The following is a 25,051-nucleotide window of genomic DNA, read 5'->3' as shown; positions in this document are numbered from 1 at the left end:
GCCTGGGTTGGGCGATAGGGGTTCGTTCGGCGGAGGTTCGGAGTGGGTGTCGGCTGCAGCGGCTACTGCGGCGCTCGGCTCGGTGGCTGGAGGCGGGGTGAAGCGGCGGAGGGCCTGATTGAGCAGTTTGGTGGAGACGGTGACAGAGTGGATGTAATCGACTTCAGTTTGCTGGGTGGGACCTTTGACGGCGGTGAGTTTGAGTGCGCCAAACTTGGGGAGAATGTAGATGAAGCCGGCGAGGGTGTAGGTGCCGATGCCGGCCTTTTTGCGATAGGCGTCCCAGTCATTGGCTTTGGCTACGGCCGCGATCTCGGCAGTGAGCTGTTGCAGGTCGGCGTTATCGACGTCGGCGGGCTCATGCTTGCGGTGCAGGAGGGTGACGGCGTAGGCGACGCGCGGGATGAAGCGGTGGACGGAGAAGCGGTAGTTGGAGACGTTGATTCGCTGGTGGCGGGTGCTGGTGAAGTCTTCCTGGAGGCCGTATGTCTGGTAGAACGCGAGGGCTAGTTGCTTGGTGGGGATTTCGAGACCGACGTGGCGGAGGTAGTGGACGGGAGCGAAGCGCTGATGCGCGATTTCATTGATATCGAAGGCGAATTCTGTCTGGACGTGCTGGTGTTCTCCTTCGGCGTAGTTGATGGAGCGGCCGTACTTCTTCTCGAGCTTGGGGAACTCGATGGGCACGGCGCGGTTGGTGGCCATGGAGTGGCCGACGCTGTCGCCGATGTAGTGGGAGAGAGCACCGACGGCGAAGGCGAGCTCGTCGGCGTTGCCGGCGTTGCGGAAGAGGTTGACGACGAAATCGCCGGAGCGGACGTAGTGAGTGAGGTTCGAGAAGAACTGGTCGCCGAAGGGGTAATAGCCGATGTCCTGGATGACGCATCCGCCGTAGGCATAGGCGCGCGCGTGTTCGATCTCGGCTGGAGTTAGGTCAGGATAGCGGCTCTTGAGGAGAGGGACGATGGAGCTGTCCCAGGTGAGATCGATGAGCTGCTCGTGGGTGAGCAGAGAGTAGGCGTGGGCGGGCCGGACGACGCCGAGGAAACAGAGGAAGACGGCGAGGGCGGATAGACGGCGTGCAAGGTTCATGAAAGGTCGGGAAATCCCTGTGGAGTGGGATGGGAGAAAAGGCCGTGATGATGCCCGGGGCGATGAAGAACATGAGGGGGCGGGACACGGTTGCTTGTTCAAGTGGCCCAGCGCGCGTCAAGAATCAAGTCGCAGGAGAGATACTGAAGTTCTGTAACCGCGGCGTTGATTGGCTACTTTTTCTTGGGCATCTTTGGGTAGAGCAGAGCAATCTGAAATTTGAAGCTCCACGGGGAAGCACCCGGCGGATGTACGGCGTTGCCGTAAAACTGCACTGTCCAGTTGATGGGCTGAAATCCGAGCCGCCTTATTTGGCCGATTCCGCCGCCGAACGGCACGACCCACACGCTGCCGCCCGTTATGTCATCCCCGCTCGCGGCGTCGCCATTGCCTTTGGCATTCCAGTTCGCGGTAACGATCGGCCCACTGGTCAGGTAGTAGCCCTTCTTCATGTTGTAGTTGATGAAGTACTGCAAGAGCATCTGGTTGACGTCAGGGCGATTCGAGGAACCGGCGACGGAGAACACGTTGTTGATCAGGACGCCGACCGTCCAATGCCCTGGCTGCACCAGTGCTACTACCGAAGGCCCGAGGCTGAACTTTCCTTGACCCGTCTGTGCGCTCGTAGCTGTCGGGATGACAAACGCCGGTCCGACTCCATAGATGAGTTTCCCGGCGTTCGCGGGAGACAGGAAGAATGTTGGATTCATGTCGCCGAGCCCAGCCTGGCCCCCGGTTGGCTGGTCGGCATAGGGCTGCCAAACGATCGGCTGGATCACGCGGGTGATCAACATGACCTTATCGCTGAGCTTCGTCGGGATGACCGGCTGAATGTTGAAGATGTTCCCGGTACGGTTGTACGGGCCGATGCCAAAGTTGTCATTGTTTTGCAGCGGAACGCTAATCAAACTGGCGACTGGATTTTGAGTGGCCTTGGCCAACGCAGCGGTGTCATTCGCAGGTGATGCTGCTGCTGAAGGGTCACTTGCGGCAGGAGCACTCTGCGCGGTGGCTGAGGCGGTCGATATTGCAACGAGCAATGAAGCGCTCAAACCGAAAAGACGAGATCTCTTAAACATGAGCGCACCCCATTTCTGAACGGTATTGTGTTCAGGGGCTAACGCAAACTGGCAAAAATAACAGGCGACCTGGGCACGCGGGCAAGTGGGGACGTGAATTTGCGGTCTAGAAGCGGTCTTGCGCTTTGTACCAGCGGAAGAGGGCGAAGAACCAGGTGAGGGTCGCGCCGAGGATGGCTCCTTCGATGGCGCCGGGGAGCTGGTTCCACGCGAGGTGGCCGTGCAGGAGGAATTCGAGGAGAATGTCGAGGATGGTGTAGACGGCGAGCCAGGTGAGGAAGAATCGCCAGGATGGTTTGTCTTTCATCGGGCCTCTTCGATCGATTAAACCGTCGTCGTGTGGATCAGGGTTAGGGTGGAGCAAAAGCAAAGGGCACAGCCGAAGCCATGCCCTTTGCGAGATTGCGTATCGCGGGATTAGTGGGCGGCCCACTCGATCTTGGAGAGGTCGATGCCTTCTTTGACCATCTCGTAGAGGGGGCTGAGCTCGCGGAGTTTGACGACGACTTCGATGATCTTGTCGGCGACATAGTCGACTTCTGCCTTGTTGTTGAAGCGGCCGAGGCCGAAGCGGATGGAGCTGTGGGCAACGTCGTCGCCTAGGCCGAGAGCCTTGAGGACGTAGCTGGGCTCGAGGGTGGCCGAGGTGCAGGCGGAGCCGGAGCTGACCGCGATGTCGTTGATGCCCATCAGGAGCGACTCGCCTTCGACATAGATGAAGCTCATGTTGAGGTTGCCGGGGAGATGGTGCTCCATGTTGCCGTTGACCTGGGTGTAGTCGAGCGCGGTTTCAAGTTTGTTCTTGAGATAATCGCGGAGTTCGACTTCACGCTTGGCTTCGGCGGTCATTTCTTCCTGGCAGATTTCGCAGGCCTTGCCGAGGCCGACGATGCCGGGGACGTTGAGGGTGCCGCTGCGCATGCCGCGCTCGTGGCCGCCACCGTTGATCTGCTCGGAGATCTGGACGCGGGGATTACGACGGCGAACGTAGAGTGCGCCGACGCCTTTCGGGCCGTAGATCTTGTGACCGCTGATGCTCATGAGGTCGATGTTGTCGGTGAGGACGTTGACCGGGATCTTGCCTACGGCCTGAACGGCGTCGCAGTGGAAGAGAATGCCCTTCTCGTGACAGAGCTTGCCGATGGCCTGGACGGGCTGGATGACGCCGATTTCGTTGTTGGCGTACATGATCGAGACCAGAATGGTCTTATCGGGGCCTTCGGTGACGATGGCGCGCTCGAGGTCTTCGAGGTCGATGAGGCCGTCGGCGAGGACTGGGAGATACGTCACGCGGTAGCCGGACTTCTCGAGACGCTTGCAGGTGTCGAGAGTGGCCTTGTGCTCAGTGACCTGGGTGATGATGTGATTGCCGCGCTCGCGATACATCTCGGCAGCGCCCTTGATGGCGAGGTTGGTGGCTTCGGTGGCGCCGGAGGTGAAGATGATTTCCTTGGCGGTGGAACCGATGAGGCGGGCGATCTGCTCGCGCGCTTTCTCGACACCCTGCTCGGCTTCCCAACCGAAGGAGTGATTACGTGACGCGGCGTTGCCGAAGATGCCGGTGAGGTAGGGCATCATGGCTTCGAGCACGCGGGGATCGAGCGGCGTGGTCGCGTGGTTGTCCATGTAGATGGGAAGCTTCACGCCCTCGGGGAGGGGGTGGTGAGACTGGGTTACGTTGATTCCTAGTGTTTCAGCCATGATGTTGTTGCTCCTAAAATGTGGCGGTAGACGCCGGTTGTCAGTTGTTCGTTCTCAGTTGTCAGTCAAGACAAAACTCTAGCGTTCGATGCTTACGAGGCCGCCGGCCATTGCTGCGGGGAGGTGGTCGACGGGCTCGGCGAGGTCGGCGATGCTGATGCCGGAGAGAAGACTGGTAATGCTGTCGTTGACTTTGCGCAGCGGTTCTTTGATGGTGCAATGACCCGCGAGGTCGCAAGCTCCGTGAATTGTTATGCAGCTGGTGATGAACAGCGGGCCGTCGATGGCGCGAATGACTTCGAAGGTGGAGATGGTGGCCGCGGGGCGGGCGAGGGCATAGCCGCCGTTGGTGCCGGCGTGGGAGACGAGAATGCCGGCGCGGGCGAGGGTCTGAAGGATCTTGGCGAGGAGCTGCGGAGGGATGTGGTAGGCCTCGGCTATGTCCTTTGCTGAACGGGCGCCGGTGAGATGTAGGTCGGCGCCGGCTTTCTCGGCGAGGTCAGCCTGCTCGGCGAGATATTTGAGGGCCATGAGGCCGTAGTCCGCTTTTTTTGTGAGCCTGAGCATGGGGTAAGGGCGGAGAGTGCGGCGCTGATACGCAGGAGGGGACGGAGAAGCGCGGACTTTCGCCATCCTTATTGTACGGATTCGGGGGGTGGGAAGCAAGACCATTTCGGTCGTACATCGGAGGTCAACAGGGGCGGGCGGATGCGCGCGGGAAAATCGGCTACCATGGCATATCCCCGGACGCTAAGTCCCACGGTTTTCGAGCGTTTGTGACTGCTTTTCGACAATTTCGTGCTGCACCGAACCTGCTGACGATGCTGCGGTTGTTTGTGCTGCCGTTTCTTGTGATTACGATCCTGGCTGGGCACTGGCGAGTGGCGTTTGCGCTGCTGTGGGTGGCGGGGGTGAGCGACGGCCTGGACGGGCTGCTGGCGAGGGTGCTCGAACAGCGGACAAAGCTCGGGGAGTACCTGGATCCAATCGCCGACAAGTTACTGCTAAGTACGATGTTTTTGGTGCTGACGCATGTGGGGGCGATTCCGCGGTTTGTGACGGTGTTGGTGCTGAGCCGGGACATTGGGATTCTGCTGATTGCGACGCTGCTGTTCGCGACCAATACGTTGCGGAATTTTCAGCCGAGCAAGCTGGGCAAGCTGAATACGCTGGTGCAGATCCTGGGTGTGTTGACCGTGATGACGTGCGAGGTGCTTCCGCGGTCGGGGCTGGAGGAGCTGCGGACGGTGCTGCTTTGGGCGATTGCTGCGCTGGCGCCGATATCGGCTGCGGAGTATGCGTGGATCGTGATTCGGCGGGTGTCGGAGCCGGTGGAAGTCGCGACGGGACGGTAGCGGGCCGTTATACTACGGGCGAGGCGAGCCACGAATGCGTTCTGGGACAGTCGCTCGATGTGCCGCCGGATTTATTGCCGCCGTCGCATGGCTGGGACTCACCATCCAGTGCGGGAGCACCTTTCAGGGTAATCACTCCGTTTCGCTCACGCTTTGGATTGTGTTCGCCTACTTCACCATTCTGACGAACCTGCTCGTCGCTGTAGTGTTTACGGCGCTCGCCGTAGAGCGAACCGGGATGAGAGCGTCGTGGATTGTTGCCGGGACCATGCTGTCCATCTTGCTGGTTGGCATCATCTACGCCCTGCTGCTGCACGGAACGATGGAACTCAGCGGCGGCTCCGCGGTGGCGAACGTGCTCAACCACATGGCTACGCCGGTTCTGGTTCCCCTTTTCTGGATTATTTTCACGCCCAAAGGGCAGCTTCGGTGGTCGCATCCGCTGGTCTGGGCGATCTACCCGCTCGCCTACCTTGCGTACTCCTTGATCCGGGGAGGTCAAACAGGCAAGTATCCCTACCCATTCCTCGATCCCGGCCTCGTCGGCTGGCGACAAACGATGCTCAGTAATCTTGCGATCGCCGTTGCTTTCCTGATTTGCAGCTATACGCTGGTGGCGTTGGATCATCGTCTGGCACGTAGGCTTACATCCAGTCGGACATCGTAAGGTTCAACTTGGCGGACTGAGGTTTAAAAGCCGGTAGGTTTCGAGGGCGGCATCCGCGTGAAGCGCAGCGGTTTTTCGAAGCCTTTGGAATAGATCAACAGATAAGGAGCTTTCCACTCGAAGTGGTCGGCTGCCTGGAGCGCGTTGATATATTTCGTCTCCTGGTTCATCACCGGCTCCGGGCACATCATGCGCGTGGATGCGAGAGGCCCAAGCTTGAGGGTATCCCCGCTCACCTCTGCGGGACCGAAGAAGCGATTGCATGAGCCATTACCTGCTACCTTGCCGGCTTCGGGAAAGGTGAGCGTCGCCTGGATGTTGTCGGCTACTCCGAGGCCACCCAGATCCTCCAACAGCCACTCGCTGCCGGCCAGGCTGAAGGATGCCGTGCTGGCGGGCGCTGGAACCCCAGTTGTGGCTTCCTTGATGGAGGAGAGGACCAGAATGATACGCTCGCCCGTCTCCACTCCCTGGCGACGCGAGAGTGAACCTTTCGCCTCGACATGCTTGCCGTCCAGCTTTTGCAGTTTCTTGGTTTTGGGAGAATCAACTTCTATCGAATGGACCTGCTTCCCGTCGACGGCAACTTCGGAATCGAGTTGAATCGCCCAGCCGGTCGATTCCCCTCCTATGGCCATGACGCGGCTGAGCGTGCCGGTTACGGTCATCGTTGGGGAGGGCGTCTGCGCGTGCAGGCAGATGCACAACAACACCAGAGCCAACCCTGTACTTATCCGTGCGATACGCATCTCGGATCTCCTCGCTGTGAAATTCGGTACGATTCTACCCGAGGGCGAATTCCAGACGTTGTCAGGCGCCCATTTGGCACTGGCGGTAAAGGTTGCGGTGGGGGGGGGGGGTCGGGGACACTGATAAGACGCACCAGAGGCGCGTAGCTCAGTTGGTTAGAGCGCTACCTTGACACGGTAGAGGTCAGCGGTTCGAATCCGCTCGTGCCTACCACTCATCCCCACGGATTTTGGGAAATCGAGACCGAGCACGGGTCATGATGCGCGTGGAGTTCTCTGGGAGTTTGCGTCAAGTTTGATGTTTGGAGTGATGTCATGGCACAGGTATGTGAGCTTTGCGGCAAAGGTCCGCAGTTCGGAAACAACATCTCGCACGCGCACAACGTAACCCGTCGGCGCTGGAACCCGAATCTTCAGTCGGTGAAGGCTGCTGCGCCCTCGGGCGGCGGCACCAAGCGCGTGAAGGTTTGCACCAGCTGCATCAAGAGCGGCAAGGTTGTTAAGGGCTAAGAGCAGTTCTTAGTTGTCCGTTCTCAGTTCTCAGTTTTCTCTAAAGAATGACGAAGCCCCGGCGGTGGATGCCGCTGGGGCTTTTTGTGCTTGTTTCGAGATGCGAGAGCAGCAGTCCGATCAAAAGAAACTGAGAACTGAGAACTGAGAACTGAGAACTGAGAACTGAGAACTGAGAACTGAGAACTCCGCTCTACTTGTCCTCGAATTTTAGCGAGGCGGAGTTGATGCAGAAGCGCTGGCCGGTGGGGTTGGGGCCGTCAGGGAAGACGTGGCCGAGGTGGCCGCCGCAGGTGGCGCAGGTGACTTCGACGCGGTGCATGCCTAACGTCTTGTCTTCGTGGAGCTCGACGGCTTCGGGGGTGATGGGCTCGAAGAAGCTGGGCCAGCCGGAACCGGATTCGTACTTGGTGCCGGACTTGAAGAGTGGGGCATCGCAGGCGGCGCAGTGATAGAAGCCGTCGGCGTGGTTATTGACCAGGGCGCCGGTGAAGGGGCGCTCGGTGCCCTTCTCGCGAAGGATGTGGTACTGCTCGGGGGTGAGCTCGGCGCGCCATTCGGCGTCGGACTTTTGAAGTTTGGTGGGCATGGGAGGCTCCTTGGAGGTGCTGAGGATTAGACGCGTTATACGGGGTCCGGGGTGCGAGTGGTGGGGCGAGGCCTTGCGGGAGTCATCGCCTGCCCACATCTCAAAATCGAGAGATGGCACCTCAGTGGGTGCTAGGAGGTGATGGCGATGCACTCGATTTCTACGAGGGCGTCCTTGGGGAGGCCGGCGACCTGGACGGTGGAGCGGGCGGGCGCGGTGATGCCTTCGGGGGAGAAGTATTGGGCGTAGAGGGTGTTCATCGCAGCGAAGTCGGCCATGTCTTTGAGGAAGACGGTGGTTTTGACGACGTGGGCGAAGTCGAGGCCTGCGGCGGCTAGGACAGCCTTGAGGTTTTCGAGGACGCGAGTGGTCTGGGCTTCAATGCCGCCCGGGACGAGTGCGCCGGTGGCGGGGTCGAGCGCGACCTGGCCGGAGGTGTAGAGGACGTTGCCGATGTGGACGGCCTGGGAGTAGGGGCCGATGGCGGCTGGCGCGGCGGTCGTGGCGATGGCGGACTTGGTGGGATGTTCGAGAGGCATAGGGTGGATTGTCTGGCAGAAGAGGGACCGAGCGCAAGTTCTTCGCGACTTTGATGGGATGGAATCGCAGGCGGAACAGGGTGCAACTCGCTTGGTGGCGGTGCCTTCCTACTCAGGACGACGGAACAGCGTCAGTGAGGTCGGCGCAGCGAGCGATGCCCCGCGGACTTCTAGTACGAGAACGACTAAGCCAAAAAATTTAGTGAGGTTACGCGATGAGTGACGAAGGGAAGATACTTTCACGGCGACAGGTGATGGGTGGCCTGGGGTCAGGGATTGCGGCGGCGGCGGTTTCACCGGCGTTTGGGCAGGAGATGGGCGGACAGGGGTCGGGGAAGATGTATTCCGCGACGGCACAGCCGGTGGAAGATCCAACCAGCAAATATCCGAAACCGCCGTACAAGTTTGAGCGCCAGCCGTGGCCGGGATTGGCGAGCAAGATGGATCCTCCGCCGGACCATGGCGAGAAGAGCTACAAGGGGTCGGGGAGGCTGATGGGACGGAAGGCGCTGATCACGGGCGGCGACTCAGGCATGGGCCGCGCGGCGGCGATTGCGTATGCACGCGAGGGCGCGGACGTGGCAATCAGCTACTATCCGACGGAAGAGCCCGACGCGAAGGACGTGATGGCGCTGATTCGCGCAGAGGGACGGAAGGCGATTGCACTGCCGGGCGATCTGCGCGATCCGAAGTACTGTCGCGACATCGTGAGCAAGACGATTGCAGGGCTGGGAGGGCTGGACATCGTGGTGAGCAATGCGGGACGGCAGCAGGAGTTTGCGCAGATCACGGATATGCCAGATGAGGAGTTTGATTGGATCATCAAGACGAACATCTATGCTCCGTTTTACATTCTGAAGGCGGCGGTACCGCATCTGCAGCCCGGGTCGACGATCATTGCGACGGCCAGCGAGCAGGCCTATGACCCTTCGCCGGATCTGTATGCGTATGCGCAGACGAAGGCAGCGACGATGAACTTTGTGAAGTCGCTGGCGAAGGCGCTGGGGCCGAAGGGGATTCGTGTGAACGGCGTAGCTCCTGGACCGGTCTATACGCCGCTGCAAATCTCGGGCGGAGCGACGGAGCAGAAGTTCACGAACTTTGGCGGGAATTATCCGCTGGGGCGTGCGGGACAGCCTGCCGAGCTGGCGTCGATTTATGTGCAGTTGGCGGCGGAGGATGCGAGCTATACAACGGGCAACATCTACGGGGCGGGCGGTGGTATGGGACAGCCATAAACACAACACGAGGAGCGTAGAGAGCGAAGGGCCGGATATGATTCCGGCCCTTCGTTTGGCTAGTTGGAAGGCTTGATTTATCCGCTGCGACTGCCGGGTTAGTGGGCGGTCTGCGCCCAGGTGGCGAGGTCGTTGGGGGTGTTGATCTGACGGGTCATGATGGCGTCGAAGAGCTTGCGGGTGTTGACGGTGTGATAGGGGATGTCGATGCGGGCGGCGGTGGTCTGGTTAGGGAGCTTGACGATGTAGGCAGGGCGCGGGTCGTACTGGCCGCCGTGGCTCGCGAGCTCATCTTCGTGCGTCCAGAAGCCCGAGGTCTTCCATTCTTGTTTGGTTCGCCAGCTATGATCTCCCATGACGATGACGGTGGAGGAGTCCCACTGGCCGGTCTGCTCAAGGGTCTGCCGGATGCCGGCGAGACACTTGTCGGCGAGTGCGAGGTTGTCGCTGTAGGAGGAGGAGTTGGCGGTGGTGAAGTTGCCGGTGCGCCGGTCGTAGATGCCCCAGGGATGAGGGATTGGAAGATGCAGGAGGACGAAGCCGTAGGAGCGATCGCGGAGCAGCTCTTGCGAGCGAGCGTCGAGGTCCATGTAATCGTCGATCTGTGATTGCCTGAGGAAGACCTTCGGCAGGGGAATATTCAGCCGGTTCATGAAGTAGAAGAACACGGGGCCAGGAGCGACGCCCAGGATCCTCCAGGTGAGCAGCTTGATGGGCCCGAGCGTATTGGAAAGGAGGGTATTCGAGGGCTCCATGAGATTGGAGGGCACCCGATAGGCCCAGTAGCAGCTATCGACGACAGCGGCCAGGATGCGGCAGTAGGGGTTGTACCAACCAACGACGGCTGTTCTGTAGCCGGCATTGAGTGCGTCGTTAAAGACGGTGTCGTGCTGCTGGAAGGTGTGCCATTTGCCGGTAGCCTCGTTGTGGACTGAGAGCCCCTCTGTGGGGGTGGGGCGTATCTGATCAAACGGCTGGCCGGCGAAGAGGCCGGGGAGAACGTTCTGGGTGAAGATGTCAAACGGCTGAGCCTGCGAGAAGACGGTTGCGGTGGTAGCCAGGGAATCGAATGCAGGGAGTTTGAGGCCGGGAAGACGGTGCTCGTAGGTCTGCTCGTAGGAGAGCTCGTCGAGGACGATCCAAATGATGCGGTGGGGCGGGATGGTCGCGGTAGCCGCAGCATGGAGAGGGAATGTGTCCATCAGTCGACTGGCTTGCCAGCTGCGAAAGCCGAGCTGGCAGAGCATGAAGAAGCCAAAGAGGCCCGCGAAAACAAGGACGGTGCTGGTCTTGTCGATGACACGTTCGACGCGTGGCGCCAGGGAGGGCCGCCATAGAAGTGCCATGACGAGGGTGGCAAGGATTCCGAGGAGGAAGAGGAGGCGGTTCAGTTGGTGTGGGTTCGAAGTGAGATCGAGAGCATTCAGGGTTTGGCCGACGAACCAGGGAGTGAAGGAGAGGAGGCCAACCCAGACCGTGGCTCGCAGGCGCCCGGGAGTGCGGGTGGCGAAGAGGAGGAGGGTCAGGAGAAACCAGAACGCAAGGAAGTTGATCGCAAGGGGAAGGAAGAAGTTGTGGGCAGGGCCGCTCCAATGGTAGCGAGTGTACACCTGGGGCTCGACGGCAGGCTTGATGACCCAAAGCAGGTAGAGCGTGGTGAAGCCCATGGCGACGAGTATGGTTCGTACCAAGGGTTTGACGTGCGACTTCGCAATGGAATCCAGAGTGCCTTGCGGTGGTGGCACGAGATCAAGCTTTCGTATTCGGGGCTGTAGCCTCGATGGCGGAGGTTTCCGTCGGCTTATTGCGGGTGAAGAGCGCCTTGATGCGGCGGCGCAGGGTGAAGAGCACCCCGGTGAGGATCGTGCCCGCGGCTTGCAGCATGAGCAGACCTGAACCTGGATCGACGTAGGCGTAGGCTTTGTGCTCGAAGGCAAGGCTCAGGCTGAAAAACATGGCAACGGTGAGAAAGGAATAGACAATTTTAAGGCGCACATGAACCTCCAGTGGCAGGGATGAAGGACAAGTCCAACATCGAAAGGAGTGGCGTACCTCGATGGTCCGAGACGCATGTATTCGTTACGGGAGAATGAATGATTCACCAATATTTGGTAAATCGTTCTATGAATCTATCGTCACTCGATGGGTCGCGTCAATGACGGAGCGTTCATTTTCGGGATTTGGGCAAAAAAGTAAGGGCGAGGAGTTGCTCCTCGCCCTTGCGGATGGTGCGGTTTGGTTTTAGGTTAGCGGCCGCGGTTGCTGCCGCCGCTGCTGCGGCGACCTGCGGGACGGCCGGCGTTGCCGCCGTGGGGACGGCTGCCGCTGCTGCTGGAGCGACCGCCGCTGGGGCGACCACCGGAGCCGCTGCGAGATCCGCCGAAGCCACCGCGTGAACGCTGGGGTGCGGCGTTGGCGTTGGGGGCGTTCTCGTTGACGGAGCCGTCGGCGTTCTTCCAGCTGCGGGTTTCCATCTGCATGAGGGCGTCGATGCCACCGACAGGCTTGCTGAAGTCGATGGGCTTGTTGCGCTCTTCCTTGGCAAGGTTCTTGTCGGCTTCGTTCCAGGCGAACTTGATCTTCAGTTCGCGCTCGAGCTTGCGGGCATCACCCTTTTCGAGCGGCGTGATGAAGGTGCTGGCGATACCCTTCTTGCCGGCGCGGCCGGTGCGGCCGATGCGGTGAACGAAATCGTCCGAGCCATTGGGCAGGTCGTAGTTGACGACGTGCGCGATGTTGGAGATGTCGATGCCGCGGGCAGCGACGTCGGTGGCAACCAGGACGCGGCTGCGACCGGTGGCGAAGCTCTTAAGAGCCGCGGTACGCTGCGATTGCGAGCGATCGCCGTGGATGATCTCGACTTCGTGGCCGAGCTTCTCAAGCTTGCGACCGATTCGGTCTGCGCCGTGCTTGGTGCGCGAGAAGACGAGGTAGGTACCCTCTTCTTCATTGAGCATCTTGTCGAGCTGCGAGAGCTTCTGGTCCTGCATGACGGTGTAGACGCGGAGCTCTACGCTGTCAACGGGGTGCGAGGTAATGCCGATTTCTACGCGCACTGGATTCTGCACGTAGTCCTTGACGATCTCACGGATGTTCGCATCGAGGGTCGCGGAATAGCACATGGTCTGGCGGTCTTTGGGGAGCGCTGCGACGATGCGCTTGATGGCCGGCAGGAAGCCCATGTCCAGCATGCGATCGACTTCGTCGAGGACGAGCATGTCGACGTCCTTGAGGTTGATGGCCTTGCGACGGAGGAAGTCTTCGAGGCGTCCAGGGGTGGCGACGATGAGGCGCGGGCCGCGGCCGATCTGCTCGATCTGGGTGTTCTCGGAGAGGCCACCGCAGACCAGCACGGCGTCAGTCTTGAGCGTCGGGCAGATCTTGTGGAAGGACTCGAGTACCTGCATCGCGAGCTCGCGGGTGGGCAGAAGGATAAGCGAGAGGACCGGCGTCTTCTTGCCGCGCGTGGAGGGAACGGAAATCTCCTCTAGGCGCTCGATCATGGGGATCAGGAAACTGAGGGTCTTGCCGGTGCCGGTGGAGGCGGTGGCGAGGATGTCGTCACCTTCGAGCGCGGGCGGTATCGCTCCAGCCTGAACGGGCGTGGGGGTGATGAAGCCAGCGGCGAAGAGGCGCGCCTTGAGGGACTCCGAGATCTGGAAGTCGTTGAAGGTGATGGACGAAGAGGTCTCGTCGGTTGCGGTGATGTTGCGGGAGATCTGAAGTGGTTCAGGGTTCAGAATGGAATCAAGAGTAAGGGTAGACAAGGTTTTCCTTTGCAGTGGGTGAAGAAGGAGAATGAATGCAGTGACGCTTACGGTTGGCAGGCGCACGAGGTGCGGCATGCAAACGGTTGCGTGGATCCTGTTTCAGCATTGCTCGGTTCTGGTCTCCCAGATGCCCTTCGGGGCGCAATAAGCATTGCTGCTGCACGGCGAGGCGTGATCCTGTGATCGGCCTGCTAGCCAGAGCAACCAACGCTTAAGAGGCGGGCGGTGGGTGGGGTATGTATGGCGCTCGCGGTCTCTGGCCAGACTCGAATCCATTTGGAGTCATCTGCCCGCGGTGCCCTGCGTGAAAATTATCAACGCGAGACCAGTATAGCACGACAGCCTTGATTCATGCCTACTTTGTAGCCAGGGGGGTTCCTGAGTAGATGCTATGCTGCCGAAATGAACCCGACACTCGAGACCGAGCGGTTGATTTTGCGGCCGCTGGAACTGGGCGATGCTGAGCGGATTCAGGAGCTGTTTGGGCAGTGGGAAATTGTGCGGCTGCTGAATGCGAGGGTGCCGTGGCCGTTCCCTGAGGGTGGGGCGCTCGAGAATATTCGCGATACTGCGTTGCCGGGGATTGAACGCGGCGAGCAGTGGGATTGGACGCTGCGGTTGAAGACGGAAACGGAGACGATCATCGGTAGGATCGGGCTTTATCTGGGAGAGAACAATCGCGGCTTCTGGATGGGTTTGCCGTGGCAGGGACAGGGGCTGATGACTGAGGCGGTGATTGCGGTAACCGACTACTGGTTCGAGGTGCTGGGGTTTCCGGTGATGCGGGTGCCGAAGGCGGTGGAGAATGTTGGGTCGCGGCGGATTTCGGAGAAGACGGGGATGCGGGTGGTGGAGGTGAAGGAGAGCGAATATGTGTCGGGACGGCTGCAGACGGAGGTCTGGGAAATTACCGCGGAGGAGTGGTGGGCGTGGCGGCGAACGTGAAGGCGCCGGTAAAGAAAGGCCCTGCGCCGATGGAGCGCATCGGGCGCAGGGCGTGGGTTGATGAGAGCTAGGGCGTAGTGGCTAAGATTTAGCGACCGTGGCCGCCGTGACCGCCATGACCAGCTTCACTGTAGTGACCATGGCCGTCGCTCATGTGGGAGGCATGGAACTCCTGGTGGTTAGCTGGGGGCGCATGATAGGCACCGTGCTCGGGGTAGGCACCCTTGTAACCGTAGCGCGGGTCGTACGAACGATCGACGCCGCCACGGAAGTCGTGGGGACCGTGGAACCAGGGGCCGGCTCCGATGAAGACACCGCCATTGAACCATTCGGGGCCATAGAAGCCATAGGGTGCGCAGTTATAGGGCGCGTAGTCGTAATAGCCGTACGGGCAAGCGGGCGCGACACCGATATTGACCGAGACCTGGGCATTGGCTTTGGGAGCTGGCATCAGGGCGATGGCCAGAGCTGCTGCAGATGTTGCAATGACGGTTTTCATACTGCTCATGGGAAGAACCTCCAGTTTTGGTAAGAAACCAAATTGCGCTGAGAAGTTGCCGCTTATTTGCCCAAAATGAGAAGCCCCCGCGCCCGTTGAGGACGCGGGGGTTGCCTATCGAGAGAAAAATTATTTGCCTGGAGTGTTGTGCGGGGTGTTGTGGCCTTGGCCGTCTCGGGTCTCATTTCCTTTGAAGTTTTGAGAGGCGCCGGGGTGCGACGGTTTTTCGCCGCGTGCAGGGTAGGTTCCTTTGTAGCCATGCTGAGGATCGTAGGAGTTGTTGACGTCGCCATGAAAGTCCGAGTGACCGTGGGCCCAGTGGCCTGCGCCGATGAAGGCACCGTTATTAAACCACTCAGCGCCGTAGTAGCCGTCGGGAGAGCAGTTGTAGGGCGCGTAATCGTAATAGCCGTAGGGACAGTTGGGTTCTGCGCCGAAGGTCACGGTGACCTGGGCGTGCGAGGGAGTTGCCGGGAGTAGCAGGAAGAAGCCTGCCGTGGCTGCGGCGAAAAGGCCGTACTTGATGGTGCGCATGAAGTGATACCTCACACCGTAGGAGTGGGTGGAGGGAGGATTCGTTGCCATGCGGTAGGAGGATAAATTATTTAGAGTGAGCAATTTAGCTCACTCGCCGCAGCTAAGCTTATGAGGGCCGGCGGCGCGGGGGTGCGCCGGTCCGGGGGCGGAATTTGCGCTTGGGCGGGACAGGCTTTTTGAGCTGGGCAGCTTCAGGAAGGACTTTCTTGCGCTCGACCTTCTTGCCTGCGGCGGCGCGGTTGAGGGCTTGTACTTCGCCGGTGGTGAGCTCGCGGAAGCCGCCGGGAGGAACGTCGAGGGTGAGGGCTCCGTAGCCGATGCGGCGGATTTTTTCGACGTGGTGACCAATCTCTTCGAACATCTTGCGGAGCTGGCGATTGCGGCCTTCGGTGAGGGTGACTTCGTACCAGGGGTTGTCGCCGCCCCTCACCTGCTCAACTTTTGCAGGCTGGGTTAAGACGCGATCGCGGCGGCCGGTGGAGCGGGTGTCGGCGAGGCGGCCGCGATCGATCATGATACCGCGGCGGATCTGGTCGATGGCTGCGTCGGTGGGAGCGCCGGAGACTTTCACGAGGTAGGTTTTGAGAACGCCGGTGGCGGCCTTGGAGAGCTTGTTGGCGAGCTCGCCGTCGTTGGTCATCAGGAGCAGGCCTTCGGAGAGGTAGTCGAGGCGGCCGACGGGGTAAAGGCGTGGGAATTTGGAGTGCTCGCCGACGATCTTCTTCTGCTTGTCCTGGCCGAGGAGCTGCATGACGGTGGGGCGATGCTCGGGGTCATCGAGCGTGGTGACGTAGCCGCGCGGCTTGTTGACCATGAAGTACTTGGTGGGCTCGGGGCCGTGGAGGAGCTTGCCGTCAACGCGGATGTGATCGCGCGTGATGTCGGCGCGGGTACCGAGTTCGGTGACGGTCTGGCCGTTTACCTGGACGCGGCCTTCGAGGATGATGGTCTCGGCGGCGCGGCGACTGGCAATGCCGGCGCGGGCGAGGATTTTCTGCAGGCGCTCGCCGGTGGGTGCGTCGCTGGGATTCGGTTCGGCTTTCATCTCTTCATTATCGCCGTTTAGACGATCGAGAGGATGATCTGCGCGGCGTTATTCCTTTGCGTCGAGCGTGACGTTGTGGGTTTGCGCGATCTTTTGCAGGATCTGGTAGTGCTGATCGAGCACAGGCTCATCGATCTTGGCGGCCTTCTGGATGCTGGGATTTTGCGCGGATTCTCCGCTCTTGAACTGCTTCAGGCTGTGAGATTGCTCGCGGGCCATCGCCTGCAGATAGGCGCTGTCGAAGTCTGGACCGGAGAGCTGCTCAAGCTGGGCGATCTCTTTCTTCTGCTCTTTGGAGGGCTTCTGATTCTGGCTGACGTCGAGCTGCTTGGCGAGGGGAGCTAGCTGCTGGTTGAGTTGAGTGTGAATCTCGATCATGCGCTGGCTGAAATCCTTGACGTCGCCGCTGGAGGCTTTCTGCTGGGCCAGTTGGCTCATCTGAATCTGGGCGTCGTTGTTCTTCAGCATGGTTTCGACGAAGGCCTGGTCGGCGTAGTTGGGCATGGGGGGTGGGCCGCCGGCATCTGCATTGGCAGTTGGGGCGCTGGCTTGGCTGGGGGTTTGCGGGGTGGGTGTGGACGGCGCCTGCTGCTGCATGGCTGACTGGGCGAAAGCGGTCGCGCTTGCAAGTAACAACACGGCGGTAAAGGAGAATTTTGTGCGGGGGTTCTGAATGCTCATGCGCATACCTTTCTGTTCTCTTAGGAGATGTTGGAGTGGCCCGAATGCCGGAGGGATGCGGGCAGGTTGTCGAAGATCGTGCGGGGGCCGGGCGCGGCTCGTCTGCTTAAATTCGATGCCCGAGGCGGTGAGCGCCGTTGTCCCCGGACATGCGTCAGTGGACCTGGTTTATGCCCACTTTGGGAGTGTTGAAGTGTTATTCGATGAGACGAATGGGGTGGTACTAGTCGCGGCGGCCGGAGAAGATGCGGGTGAGGGCGAGGAAGATGTTGAGGCCGTCGAGGTAGATGCTGAGGGCGAGTTCTATGGCGGTGGCGCCGTCGCCACCTTTGTGGATGCGCATGAAGTCGACGACTACGAGGACGCCAAAGATTGCGAGCGTGAGGTAGGAGTAGACGTTCGGGCTGATGAAGTGGAAGAACATGCCGAGGACGCCGATGATGATCAGGCCGAGCAGGGCAGCCATGGCGTAGTTGCGGACCTTCTGGTAGTCGAAGGTGAAGATCTGTGCTCCCATACCGAGGACCGCCATGCCGACGGCAGTCGTCACCGCGGCGTTGAAGACCGCATTGGTGTGGCCGGTGTGCAGCAGCATGTTGATGTAGGGGCTGATTTCGAAGCCCATCACGAGGGCCAGCACGAGGAAGAGGCCGAAGGCGAGTGCGGGCATATTGCGCGCGGCGCGGATGGCGAAGATCAGGCCGAGGGTGACGATAAGGTAGAGCCAGAACATGCCGGCGGGCGCGGAGACGGGCGCGACGTACACGCCGACCGCGGAGGTGAAAAAGCCGACCGAGGTAATGACGAGAACCTGCGCGAGTAGCGAGGAGGCGGTGCGGGTCTGGGTCTGGCCGAAGGTTTGAGTGCCATTGCGGCCGTCGATGATGATGGGATTATCGCGGTTGTCCATAATGCCCTCCGGTTAAATCCTACGCTTTTTGGCCGCACGACAGCATGAAAAGTCGGGGTCCCGCGCGGACGGGCGCTGCCCGCCGGCGGGAGTTAGAACCGCGGCGGGTCTAGGCTTCGGAGTCTTCCGGGGCTTCATCCTCGGGGTCGCCGTCCGCCTGGGAAGAATGGACGTCGGCGGAGGGTTCGAGCTCGGAGGAAGTCTCTGCTTCGGGGATGGATTCGGGCTCGGACGTGGGGGCGTCGGGCTCGATGGGCTGGAGGTTGTGGCCTTCGAGCTCGATGGCGTCGGCGCTGGCTTCGTCGCTGGAGGCGGAGGGGTGAGCGGCGTGGGTTTCCATGGGGATCTCTTCCTGGACGGCGTCGTTGAGTTCTCCGGCCATCTTTTCAAACTCTTCGATGCTGGGGAGCTCGTTGATGTCCTTGAGGCCGAAGCGGAGGAGGAAGTCCTTGGTGGTTTTGTAGAGGATGGGGCGGCCGATGACCTGCTTGCGGCCGGCGGTGGTGACGAGCTTGCGGGTGAGCAGCGAGCCGAGGACGCCGGCGGAGTCGACGCCACGGATCTCGGAGACTTCGGGGGCGGTGACGGGCTGCTTGTACGCGACCACGGCGAGGGTCTCGAGGGCCTGCAGGGTGAGCTTGAGGGGCGGCTTGAGGGACTTGACGAAGCCTCGGACGGCATCGTGGTACTCGGCCTTGGTGCCGAGGCGGAAGCCGCCGGCGACTTCGCGGATCTCAAGGCCGCGGTTGCCGTTGGCGTAGTCGGCGATTAGCTCGTCGAGGAGGGAGCGGAAGTAGTCGCGGAGCTTCCGGGCGGCAAGCTTTTGCTCGGCGGCGAGAGTTTTGGCGCCGCTGGCTGCGGGTTCTTCCGTGGCTGGAGCGTCGTCGCCGGAAATAGGTTCGGCGGTTGTGGCGAGGTTGATAGTGTCGGGGTCCTTCGGCTGCGACTCGCTTTGCGAGTCTTCGCTCAGGATGACAGAGTCAGAGAGGGGTTCAGGGATTTCGGAGGAGCCGGTGGTCTCGGCGTTGAGGGCGTCCGCGTCTTCGACGGGCTCGATGTCGGCGTCGCCGTCGGCCTGCTCGTCTTCGAGGGCGAGGGAGTGTTGCTGGGCGGCGAGGACGTCGAGTTCGGCCTGGCCCTCCTCACCGAGCAGGCCGGTGAGTTGGGCGAGAGTGACAGGCTCTTCGGACGCGTAGATGACAGCTTCGATCTTGGCTTTAAGACTCATGGGTGCAGGGTTGAGTGTATCAACCCTGCACCCATGGAAGAGGTGTAGATGTGGTGCAAAATCGGGGCGTTAGCCGGCGATCTTGTTGAAGAGCAGGAAAAGACAGCCGGAGAGCACTGCCGCAGCCGGGAGGGTGAAGACCCAGGCGAGGGCAATATCGCGGATGGTGGACATCTGCAGGCCGCTCTTGTTGGCCGCCATGGTGCCCGCCACGCCGGAGCTTAGGACGTGAGTGGTACTGACTGGCAGGCCATATCCGTCGGCGAGGCCGATGGTGATCATCGCGGTGATCTCAGCCGCTGCACCTTGGGCGTACGTGAGGTGGGTCTTGCCGATCTTTTCGCCCACAGTGACCACGATGCGCTTCCAGCCGATCATCGTTCCGAGGCCGAGCGCGAGGGCGACGGCGACCTTGACCCAGGTGGGGATGAACTTGGTCGACTTGTCCAGGAACTTTTTGTAGTTGCCGAGAACCGCGGTGTCCGAGGCGCTGATCGTGGGTGCTCCCGCAGCCTTGGGCAGTAGCGTCAGAGCGGCGCTGGTGAGGTACATCTGGTTACGGACGTTGGCCTGCATGTTAGGCGGGACACCTGCGAGCGAGCCATAGCCGACGGCCTCATTGCGGATGTCGGTGACCTCCTGCTGCAAAGCGAGCATTACGTCCGGCTCATACTTCTTGGTATTGACGAAGTTCTCCAGCACCGCACCGCTGTCGCCGATGGAAGCGGTGGGCAAAGCGTAGTTGCCCAGAGCGCCGGCGACCTGGGTGGAGACTGCTGCGAAGGTCTGGACTTCAGACGCGCTGACGGTGTGGTTGAGCGCGTAGGCCGTGGGGACAGTGCCGACGAGGATGAGCATGATCAGGCCCATGCCCTTCTGGCCGTCGTTCGATCCGTGGAAGTAGCTCACGCCGCCGCAGGTGCCGATGAGCAGCAGGCGGATGTAGAACGGTGGCGGTGCGGTGCCTTCAGGAGCCTTGTAGAGGCGAGGATCGCGCGCGAGAAGCTTGAAGAGGAAGAAGAGGAGCGCGGCCATGCCGAAGCCGACAAGCGGCGAAACCAGCAGAGCGGTGAAGACTTTCTTCACCTGCGTCATATCGACGCCGCTCAGGCCGGAGTGTCCGTGCATGAGCTGGTTGGCGACGCCGACGCCGATGATAGAACCGATCATCGTGTGCGAGCTGGAGGCAGGCAGACCGCGCCACCAGGTGGCAAGGTTCCATAGGATTGCGGCGATGAGTAGAGCGAATACCATCGCGAAACCGGAGCCGGAGCTGACCTTGAGAATGAGCTCGACGGGAAGCAGGCTGACGATGGAATAGGCCACCGCACCCGAGGACAGCATGACGCCGATGAAGTTCAGGCAGCCGGAATAAATGACAGCGACGTGCGGTTCAAGCGAGTGCGTGTAGATGCAGGTGGCAACGGCGTTTGCGGTGTCGTGGAAGCCGTTGACGAACTCGAACCCCAGCGCGATGAAGAGCGCAACGCCTAGCAGGATGTAGGGGAAGACGGAAGCAGAATGGACGACGGAAAGGTCGGCTCCGAGATGCATGGCGATATAGGTAACGCCGACGACGAGCAAGCCACCGAAGGCGATCACGCCCCATCGGCCGACGGGCGATTTCTTCATCTTTTCGTCAAGTATGGACTTGGTGTAAGTGGATTCGCCTTTGACTGCGGTAGCCGCCATGATGGGTTCGCTTTCGAAAATCTGGGAGTTGAGGACTCGACCAGCTTAGAAGCGAGATTATTGCGGGGAGATGAACAGGGCGTGAACTTGTGAGGCTACTAAGGGAATTGGGCTAAAAGTAACCAACGAAAGGCGGGAGCTAGTTACCACTGATTCAGGTGCTAATTGCCGGGGATGTGGGAATAGGTCGTGGGCCAGTCGGCGAGGAGCTTGTGGAGGACGGTGGAGCCGCAGAGGTAGGCGGACTCGAGGGCGAGGCGGCCACCGATGTAGGGGGCCGTGATGGATTCGGCGGCGGCGTGGCCGGGGCGCTCCTCGGAGAAGTTGCTGGCGGTGCGAAGGATCAGGACGCGGTTGGGGTCGACGCGCTGCATGTTGCCGAGGCGCTCAATGGCGTTCATGAAGCCGGCGTCTTCCATCTCGGTGGTAGTGAAGGTGCCCCTGCCTTGGGTGTAAAGGCGGACCCAGTCGCGGGCATACTGGGTCATGATGGTGCCGTGCCAGTAGTAGTCGCTGGAGAAGGTGGCGCCGATCAGGACGAAGGGGGGACGGCGAGCGGCCGGGTCGTTGGTGAAGCCGGCGCGGAACGCGGCTACTTTGGGGTCGTCGCCGAGATTGAGGTCCTTGGTTTGGGCGTAGGCCCAGGCGGTGAGCGTGGGGTTGAGGGTGTAGAGGTTGGAGCGGGTCCAGGTGGTTTCGGTGACGGCTGCAGGATCGGGGCGCGTGGCGCCGGAGGGGTAGATGCCGTAGGGCCAGTCTTTGGGAGCCTCGCGGGGATCGATCTCGCGGGCTACGTCGTTGACGACGTAATCGGCCCAGGCCGCGGAGCCGAGGGAGGCGATCCTGGGGTCGACGCCAGCGATGCCGTTGATCAGGATGTAGGCGTGGGTGAGGTCGAAGCGGGGATCGAGGCCCAGGGCCATCATAGAGGCGGTTGCGTTGACGAGTGTTGTGCCGCTGACGATGCCGAGGATGGTGTGGTCGGCGTTGGTGCGGATGGGGTGGGTTTGGCCAGGCTTGCCGGGGATGGTGGGGCCGCCGGGGAAGGGGAGGGTTTCGGTGAGGTGCTCGCGCTCGACCCAGAACTGGAATTCGCCGGGGATGTCGCCGGTGTCGTTGCCGACCTCGAAGGTGGTGACGATGACGGCGCGGATGGGCCAGGGTTTGTCAGGGGATTGAGCGGGCGATGCGAAGCACAGGAGCGCGGCGGTGAGGGCGAGTGCGAAGACACGGATGTGGGTGCGCATGGCGGACTCCTGCGGCTGTTGGTGTGGAGTGTTTAGGGTATCGCATGGTGGCGGGGGAATAGAGTGGTGGAGTGCCGACTATTCTGAGATTTCGCGGCTTCAATCTGGTGATCTATACACGGGACCACGAGCCAGCCCATGTTCACGCGCGTGGGCCCGGAGTGGAAGCGGTCTTTTTACTTCCTTGCTCCGGCGGCGCAGCAATCGTGCGTGCCAGGTTTGGGACAAGTCCGCATGAAGAGGTGATGTTGGCTCGATTTATTGAAGAAAATCGAGATATCCTGTGTAAGGCATGGGAGGTTCTACATGGCGACGCCGGAAAAGCGTGAGTGGCTGGATGTGTATGGAGACGAGTGCCGTCAGCGCGGTCTCTACATCGTTGCTGCGCACTATGATCCGGCGACCGGGATGGTACATGCGCAACTGAAGGCGGGCATGACGATCTCCGTTCCTAAGGAGAGGGTGCAGGGGCTGGCCAGTGCGACCGATGAGCAGCTAAGTGAGGTGGAGATCAGCCCAGCGGGTTGGAGCTTCGATTTCCCTCGCATTGATGATGGGGTGACACTCGAGGGCCTGCTTTCGGGACGATTCGGCAACGACCAATGGGAACGAGAGTGGGCTGAGAAACACCGCGAGACAAAAGCGGCTTAGAGCTTAGCTCCAGTCGTCGCGAACCTGGGCTTGTTCGGCGAAGACCTGGTCGAAGCGGTCGGTCTTTTTGACTAGGATGTCGCCGAAGTGGTCGCCCTGGCGGAGGACGATCGCTTGCAGCCGGACTAGCTCGAGCATCGCGAGGAAGGTGCAGATGACCGCTCGCTCGCTCTTGGTGTTTTGCAGCATGCGGCGCAGGCTTACGGGCCTGTCTTCCATGAGCAGGCGGCGTTTGACGAAGTCGATCATCTGCGCGACGGTAACGGTTTCCTCGTCGATGTTGTGGACGGGGCGATCGCGGAGGCGGGTGAGGATGTCCTGAAAGACGCGGACGAGGTCGACCGTGTCGGCGTCGATCTCGCGGTCGGATTCGGTGGAGTCGACGCCCTCGTCGTGCAGGAAGTTTTTAAGGCCGGACTGGGTCCAGGTAGCCTCTTCGAGCATTTGTTTTTGCAGCAGCATCTGCGCGGCCGCCTTGAAGCGTTCGTGCTCGAGGAGACGGTCAACGAGTTCGCGGCGCGGATCGTCGGATTCCGATTCAGGAGCAAGGGGGTCGCGCGGGAGGAGCATGCGGGACTTGATGTGGATGAGTAGCGAGGCGACGTAGATGAACTCGCCAGCTGCGTCGACGTCCGCGTCCTTGAGGTGGTGGGTGTACTCGAGGAACTGCGCGGTGATGCGCGCGATGGGGATGTCGTAGATGTCGATGTTCTGCTTGCGGATGAGATCGAGCAGGAGGTCTAGTGGGCCGTCGTAGACCTGGCCTACGGTGATGCTGAAGGGGGACTGCGAGGCTTCGTCGCGGGACTTGTCGCGTTCGCGTTTGGGCTCGGGGGTTGGTGGGGGCGTGGGAGGGTGCTCGAGCGCGAAGGGGGTGTGGGGAGCGGGGGTTGAGAAGGCGTCGGCAGTGTCGTCGGGGCTAGAGGCATCGGGGTCCTTCGACTGCGCGCTTTGCGCTTCGCTCAGGATGACAGCACCTTCTTCATCGCTGCGCGCGTCTTCGCTCAGGATGACAGAGTCTTCCTGGTGCTCGGCATTTTCTTGCGCGAGATGCTCTTTGGGGTCGAGATCTTTTTCTTCGCTCATGTTCAGGCGATTCCCATGGCGTGTTTGGCTTCGGCGAGGGTTTCGTTGGCGCGTTTGGCGGCGCGGTCCTTGCCGTTGGCGAGTACGTCGTGGACGACGCTGGGGCGTCCGGCGAGGTCGGCGCGGCGGTCGCGGATGGGGGCGATGGTCGCGACGATGGCGTCGGCTACCCAGCTCTTGCATTCGATGCAGCCGATGCTGGCGGAGCGGCAACCTTCGGCGGCCTTGAGCTGCGTTTCTTCAGAGCTGAAAACTTTGTGCAGGTCGAAGACGGGGCAGATGTCGGGGTTGCCGGGGTCGTCGCGGCGAATGCGGGCGGGGTCGGTGACCATGACCTTTAGCTTGGCGCGGATGCTCTCGTCGGACTCGGATAGCTCGATGTGATTCTTGTAGCTCTTGGACATCTTGCGGCCGTCGAGGCCAGGGAGTTTGGGCGACGGAGTGAGCAGGACTTGCGGCTCGGGGAGGATCTCCAGGCGGCCGAAGGGCGAGATTTTCTTGGTTTGCGAGGCAGCCTCGAAGAGCTGGCGAGGGCTGAAGTCGGTGCGGTTGGAACCCTGGGGTTTGCCGGCCAGCTTGCGCGCCTTTTCGAGGATGGCGGGCATCTCCCAGGGCGCGGCCTCGGGCGAGGTGTAGAAGTCGCCGGGGTAGAGGGAGTTGAAGCGGCGGGCGACCTCGCGGGTTAGCTCGACGTGGGCGACCTGGTCGGCGCCAACAGGGACGAAGTCGGGCTTGTAGAGCAGGATGTCGGCGGCTTGCAGGAGCGGATAGCCGAGGAAGCCGTAGGTGGCTAGATCTTTTTCGCGGAGCTGCTCCTGCTGGTCCTTGTAGGTGGGGACGCGTTCGAGCCAGCCGAGCGGGGTGAACATGCTGAAGAGCAGGAAGAGCTCGGAGTGGGCGGGAACGTCGGATTGCTTGAAGATGACGCAGCGGCCGGGGTCGAGGCCGGCGGCGAGGAAGTCGAGCGTGATCTCGATGTTGTTGGCCTGCACGTCGCCCGGATCGGCGTAGTCGGTGGTGAGGGCGTGGAGGTCGGCGATGAAGAAGTAGCAGTCGTAATCCTGCTGCAGGTGAACCCAGTTGTAGAGGGCTCCCATGTAGTTGCCGAGGTGGAGGCGGCCGGTGGGACGCATGCCAGAGAGGACGCGGGGGCGGGGTGTCGAACGTGGGGAAGTGGGGCTCATGAGTCGAAGCTTAAGGATACATGGCTAAGGGGGAGAGGGCTGTGGGGTTTGGGTTCG

The 25,051-nt window shown here is 61.1% G+C and carries 28 protein-coding genes and 1 tRNA gene; 8 read left to right on the top strand and 21 right to left on the bottom strand.

Translation table 11 applies throughout. The features are described from left to right. The 5 genes from GSQ80_RS12950 to GSQ80_RS12930 all read right to left on the bottom strand — a co-directional run. Window positions 1-1,092 (bottom strand): zinc dependent phospholipase C family protein (locus GSQ80_RS12950; protein ID WP_174241339.1); only part of this gene is annotated, 1,092 nt, incomplete at its 3' end. A 173-nt stretch (window positions 1,093-1,265) separates the two neighbouring features. Then, the gene (locus GSQ80_RS12945; RefSeq protein WP_158788021.1) at window positions 1,266-2,132 is read right to left on the bottom strand and encodes a neuromedin U; all 867 of its coding nucleotides are present in this window, start codon (window positions 2,130-2,132) and stop codon (window positions 1,266-1,268) included. Between the two features lie 145 nt (window positions 2,133-2,277). Further along, window positions 2,278-2,478, bottom strand: coding sequence for a hypothetical protein (locus tag GSQ80_RS12940; protein WP_158788020.1), 201 nt, complete (start codon window positions 2,476-2,478; stop codon window positions 2,278-2,280). A 110-nt stretch (window positions 2,479-2,588) separates the two neighbouring features. Then, on the bottom strand, window positions 2,589-3,815 hold the full coding sequence (locus tag GSQ80_RS12935) for an IscS subfamily cysteine desulfurase (protein ID WP_158788703.1): 1,227 nt from the start codon (window positions 3,813-3,815) through the stop codon (window positions 2,589-2,591). A gap of 135 nt (window positions 3,816-3,950) precedes the next feature. After that, window positions 3,951-4,439, bottom strand: coding sequence for an Rrf2 family transcriptional regulator (locus GSQ80_RS12930; protein WP_158788702.1), 489 nt, complete (start codon window positions 4,437-4,439; stop codon window positions 3,951-3,953). A gap of 209 nt (window positions 4,440-4,648) precedes the next feature. Between GSQ80_RS12930 and GSQ80_RS12925 the strand changes: the two genes are divergently transcribed. Beyond that, a complete protein-coding gene (locus GSQ80_RS12925) occupies window positions 4,649-5,227 on the top strand; it encodes a CDP-alcohol phosphatidyltransferase family protein (protein WP_158788019.1) in 579 nt (192 codons plus the stop codon). Window positions 5,228-5,261: 34 nt separating this feature from the next. Beyond that, complete coding sequence (locus GSQ80_RS12920; protein ID WP_158788018.1) at window positions 5,262-5,894, top strand: Pr6Pr family membrane protein; 633 nt, start codon at window positions 5,262-5,264, stop codon at window positions 5,892-5,894. A 23-nt stretch (window positions 5,895-5,917) separates the two neighbouring features. Here GSQ80_RS12920 and GSQ80_RS12915 read toward each other — a convergent pair whose 3' ends face one another. After that, a complete protein-coding gene (locus tag GSQ80_RS12915; RefSeq protein ID WP_158788017.1) occupies window positions 5,918-6,643 on the bottom strand; it encodes an META domain-containing protein in 726 nt (241 codons plus the stop codon). Between the two features lie 137 nt (window positions 6,644-6,780). Here GSQ80_RS12915 and GSQ80_RS12910 point away from each other — a divergent pair. After that, a tRNA-Val gene (locus GSQ80_RS12910) sits at window positions 6,781-6,857 on the top strand. Window positions 6,858-6,958: 101 nt separating this feature from the next. After that, a complete protein-coding gene (gene rpmB, locus GSQ80_RS12905; protein ID WP_158788016.1) occupies window positions 6,959-7,153 on the top strand; it encodes a 50S ribosomal protein L28 in 195 nt (64 codons plus the stop codon). A gap of 193 nt (window positions 7,154-7,346) precedes the next feature. Here the strand turns inward: rpmB and msrB are convergent, their stop codons facing one another. Continuing rightward, on the bottom strand, window positions 7,347-7,742 hold the full coding sequence (gene msrB / locus GSQ80_RS12900) for a peptide-methionine (R)-S-oxide reductase MsrB (protein WP_158788015.1): 396 nt from the start codon (window positions 7,740-7,742) through the stop codon (window positions 7,347-7,349). Between the two features lie 131 nt (window positions 7,743-7,873). Continuing rightward, complete coding sequence (locus tag GSQ80_RS12895; RefSeq protein WP_158788014.1) at window positions 7,874-8,281, bottom strand: RidA family protein; 408 nt, start codon at window positions 8,279-8,281, stop codon at window positions 7,874-7,876. Between the two features lie 215 nt (window positions 8,282-8,496). Between GSQ80_RS12895 and GSQ80_RS12890 the strand changes: the two genes are divergently transcribed. Further along, window positions 8,497-9,519: an SDR family oxidoreductase gene (locus GSQ80_RS12890; RefSeq protein ID WP_158788013.1), complete on the top strand. Its 1,023-nt coding sequence runs from the start codon at window positions 8,497-8,499 to the stop codon at window positions 9,517-9,519. A gap of 98 nt (window positions 9,520-9,617) precedes the next feature. Here the strand turns inward: GSQ80_RS12890 and GSQ80_RS12885 are convergent, their stop codons facing one another. From GSQ80_RS12885 to GSQ80_RS12875, 3 genes are all read right to left on the bottom strand, one after another. Next, window positions 9,618-11,264 carry a hypothetical protein gene (locus tag GSQ80_RS12885; protein WP_158788012.1) on the bottom strand — a complete coding sequence of 549 codons (1,647 nt, stop codon included), beginning with the start codon at window positions 11,262-11,264 and terminating at the stop codon, window positions 9,618-9,620. 4 nt (window positions 11,265-11,268) lie between these two features. Then, a complete protein-coding gene (locus tag GSQ80_RS12880) occupies window positions 11,269-11,514 on the bottom strand; it encodes a hypothetical protein (RefSeq protein ID WP_158788011.1) in 246 nt (81 codons plus the stop codon). A 251-nt stretch (window positions 11,515-11,765) separates the two neighbouring features. Beyond that, entirely contained in the window at window positions 11,766-13,286 is a 1,521-nt protein-coding gene (locus GSQ80_RS12875; protein WP_254059621.1) for a DEAD/DEAH box helicase, read from the bottom strand. Window positions 13,287-13,691: 405 nt separating this feature from the next. Between GSQ80_RS12875 and GSQ80_RS12870 the strand changes: the two genes are divergently transcribed. Continuing rightward, a complete protein-coding gene (locus tag GSQ80_RS12870) occupies window positions 13,692-14,234 on the top strand; it encodes a GNAT family N-acetyltransferase (protein WP_158788009.1) in 543 nt (180 codons plus the stop codon). 88 nt (window positions 14,235-14,322) lie between these two features. Here GSQ80_RS12870 and GSQ80_RS12865 read toward each other — a convergent pair whose 3' ends face one another. From GSQ80_RS12865 to GSQ80_RS12830, 8 genes are all read right to left on the bottom strand, one after another. Beyond that, window positions 14,323-14,742: a hypothetical protein gene (locus GSQ80_RS12865; RefSeq protein ID WP_158788008.1), complete on the bottom strand. Its 420-nt coding sequence runs from the start codon at window positions 14,740-14,742 to the stop codon at window positions 14,323-14,325. Window positions 14,743-14,862: 120 nt separating this feature from the next. Next, complete coding sequence (locus GSQ80_RS12860) at window positions 14,863-15,318, bottom strand: hypothetical protein (RefSeq protein ID WP_254059620.1); 456 nt, start codon at window positions 15,316-15,318, stop codon at window positions 14,863-14,865. Between the two features lie 58 nt (window positions 15,319-15,376). Beyond that, a complete protein-coding gene (locus tag GSQ80_RS12855) occupies window positions 15,377-16,315 on the bottom strand; it encodes a pseudouridine synthase (RefSeq protein ID WP_158788007.1) in 939 nt (312 codons plus the stop codon). A 48-nt stretch (window positions 16,316-16,363) separates the two neighbouring features. Continuing rightward, complete coding sequence (locus GSQ80_RS12850) at window positions 16,364-16,996, bottom strand: DUF4142 domain-containing protein (RefSeq protein ID WP_158788006.1); 633 nt, start codon at window positions 16,994-16,996, stop codon at window positions 16,364-16,366. A 223-nt stretch (window positions 16,997-17,219) separates the two neighbouring features. Beyond that, window positions 17,220-17,906, bottom strand: coding sequence for a Bax inhibitor-1 family protein (locus tag GSQ80_RS12845; RefSeq protein ID WP_158788005.1), 687 nt, complete (start codon window positions 17,904-17,906; stop codon window positions 17,220-17,222). Window positions 17,907-18,015: 109 nt separating this feature from the next. Beyond that, complete coding sequence (gene scpB / locus GSQ80_RS12840; protein ID WP_158788004.1) at window positions 18,016-19,134, bottom strand: SMC-Scp complex subunit ScpB; 1,119 nt, start codon at window positions 19,132-19,134, stop codon at window positions 18,016-18,018. A 69-nt stretch (window positions 19,135-19,203) separates the two neighbouring features. Next, window positions 19,204-20,826, bottom strand: coding sequence for an inorganic phosphate transporter (locus tag GSQ80_RS12835; protein WP_158788003.1), 1,623 nt, complete (start codon window positions 20,824-20,826; stop codon window positions 19,204-19,206). A gap of 161 nt (window positions 20,827-20,987) precedes the next feature. Continuing rightward, the gene (locus tag GSQ80_RS12830) at window positions 20,988-22,073 is read right to left on the bottom strand and encodes a purine nucleoside permease (protein WP_158788002.1); all 1,086 of its coding nucleotides are present in this window, start codon (window positions 22,071-22,073) and stop codon (window positions 20,988-20,990) included. 71 nt (window positions 22,074-22,144) lie between these two features. Between GSQ80_RS12830 and GSQ80_RS23915 the strand changes: the two genes are divergently transcribed. Then, on the top strand, window positions 22,145-22,402 hold the full coding sequence (locus GSQ80_RS23915) for a DUF4160 domain-containing protein (protein ID WP_158788001.1): 258 nt from the start codon (window positions 22,145-22,147) through the stop codon (window positions 22,400-22,402). Then, on the top strand, window positions 22,380-22,724 hold the full coding sequence (locus GSQ80_RS12820) for a DUF2442 domain-containing protein (protein ID WP_158788000.1): 345 nt from the start codon (window positions 22,380-22,382) through the stop codon (window positions 22,722-22,724). The genes GSQ80_RS23915 and GSQ80_RS12820 overlap by 23 nt, the downstream gene beginning before the upstream one ends. 3 nt (window positions 22,725-22,727) lie before the next feature. On the opposite strand, the gene GSQ80_RS12815 is transcribed toward GSQ80_RS12820, so the two are convergent. Together GSQ80_RS12815 and trpS are read right to left on the bottom strand one after the other, a co-directional pair. Further along, entirely contained in the window at window positions 22,728-23,810 is a 1,083-nt protein-coding gene (locus GSQ80_RS12815) for a ScpA family protein (RefSeq protein ID WP_254059619.1), read from the bottom strand. A gap of 2 nt (window positions 23,811-23,812) precedes the next feature. After that, window positions 23,813-24,994, bottom strand: coding sequence for a tryptophan--tRNA ligase (gene trpS / locus GSQ80_RS12810; protein WP_158787999.1), 1,182 nt, complete (start codon window positions 24,992-24,994; stop codon window positions 23,813-23,815). Window positions 24,995-25,051: the final 57 nt, after the last annotated feature.

The organism is Granulicella sp. L46 (assembly GCF_009765785.1).
GTDB lineage: Bacteria > Acidobacteriota > Terriglobia > Terriglobales > Acidobacteriaceae > Granulicella.
The sequence above is the reverse complement of the archived record's forward strand: the minus strand, read 5'-3'. Positions and strand labels throughout refer to the sequence as shown.

What these genes read in the sequence shown, in the direction of transcription:
- GSQ80_RS12940 (WP_158788020.1), bottom strand. Translation starts at nt 2,478, where the DNA reads ATGAAAGACAAACCATCCTGGCGATTCTTCCTCACCTGGCTCGCCGTC.
- GSQ80_RS12930 (WP_158788702.1), bottom strand. Translation starts at nt 4,439, where the DNA reads ATGCTCAGGCTCACAAAAAAAGCGGACTACGGCCTCATGGCCCTCAAA.
- GSQ80_RS12920 (WP_158788018.1), top strand. Translation starts at nt 5,262, where the DNA reads ATGCGTTCTGGGACAGTCGCTCGATGTGCCGCCGGATTTATTGCCGCC.
- GSQ80_RS12915 (WP_158788017.1), bottom strand. Translation starts at nt 6,643, where the DNA reads ATGCGTATCGCACGGATAAGTACAGGGTTGGCTCTGGTGTTGTTGTGC.
- rpmB (WP_158788016.1), top strand. Translation starts at nt 6,959, where the DNA reads ATGGCACAGGTATGTGAGCTTTGCGGCAAAGGTCCGCAGTTCGGAAAC.
- msrB (WP_158788015.1), bottom strand. Translation starts at nt 7,742, where the DNA reads ATGCCCACCAAACTTCAAAAGTCCGACGCCGAATGGCGCGCCGAGCTC.
- GSQ80_RS12895 (WP_158788014.1), bottom strand. Translation starts at nt 8,281, where the DNA reads ATGCCTCTCGAACATCCCACCAAGTCCGCCATCGCCACGACCGCCGCG.
- GSQ80_RS12890 (WP_158788013.1), top strand. Translation starts at nt 8,497, where the DNA reads ATGAGTGACGAAGGGAAGATACTTTCACGGCGACAGGTGATGGGTGGC.
- GSQ80_RS12870 (WP_158788009.1), top strand. Translation starts at nt 13,692, where the DNA reads ATGAACCCGACACTCGAGACCGAGCGGTTGATTTTGCGGCCGCTGGAA.
- GSQ80_RS12865 (WP_158788008.1), bottom strand. Translation starts at nt 14,742, where the DNA reads ATGAGCAGTATGAAAACCGTCATTGCAACATCTGCAGCAGCTCTGGCC.
- GSQ80_RS12860 (WP_254059620.1), bottom strand. Translation starts at nt 15,318, where the DNA reads ATGGCAACGAATCCTCCCTCCACCCACTCCTACGGTGTGAGGTATCAC.
- GSQ80_RS12855 (WP_158788007.1), bottom strand. Translation starts at nt 16,315, where the DNA reads ATGAAAGCCGAACCGAATCCCAGCGACGCACCCACCGGCGAGCGCCTG.
- GSQ80_RS12850 (WP_158788006.1), bottom strand. Translation starts at nt 16,996, where the DNA reads ATGAGCATTCAGAACCCCCGCACAAAATTCTCCTTTACCGCCGTGTTG.
- GSQ80_RS12845 (WP_158788005.1), bottom strand. Translation starts at nt 17,906, where the DNA reads ATGGACAACCGCGATAATCCCATCATCATCGACGGCCGCAATGGCACT.
- scpB (WP_158788004.1), bottom strand. Translation starts at nt 19,134, where the DNA reads ATGAGTCTTAAAGCCAAGATCGAAGCTGTCATCTACGCGTCCGAAGAG.
- GSQ80_RS12835 (WP_158788003.1), bottom strand. Translation starts at nt 20,826, where the DNA reads ATGGCGGCTACCGCAGTCAAAGGCGAATCCACTTACACCAAGTCCATA.
- GSQ80_RS12830 (WP_158788002.1), bottom strand. Translation starts at nt 22,073, where the DNA reads ATGCGCACCCACATCCGTGTCTTCGCACTCGCCCTCACCGCCGCGCTC.
- GSQ80_RS12820 (WP_158788000.1), top strand. Translation starts at nt 22,380, where the DNA reads ATGGCGACGCCGGAAAAGCGTGAGTGGCTGGATGTGTATGGAGACGAG.
- GSQ80_RS12815 (WP_254059619.1), bottom strand. Translation starts at nt 23,810, where the DNA reads ATGAGCGAAGAAAAAGATCTCGACCCCAAAGAGCATCTCGCGCAAGAA.
- trpS (WP_158787999.1), bottom strand. Translation starts at nt 24,994, where the DNA reads ATGAGCCCCACTTCCCCACGTTCGACACCCCGCCCCCGCGTCCTCTCT.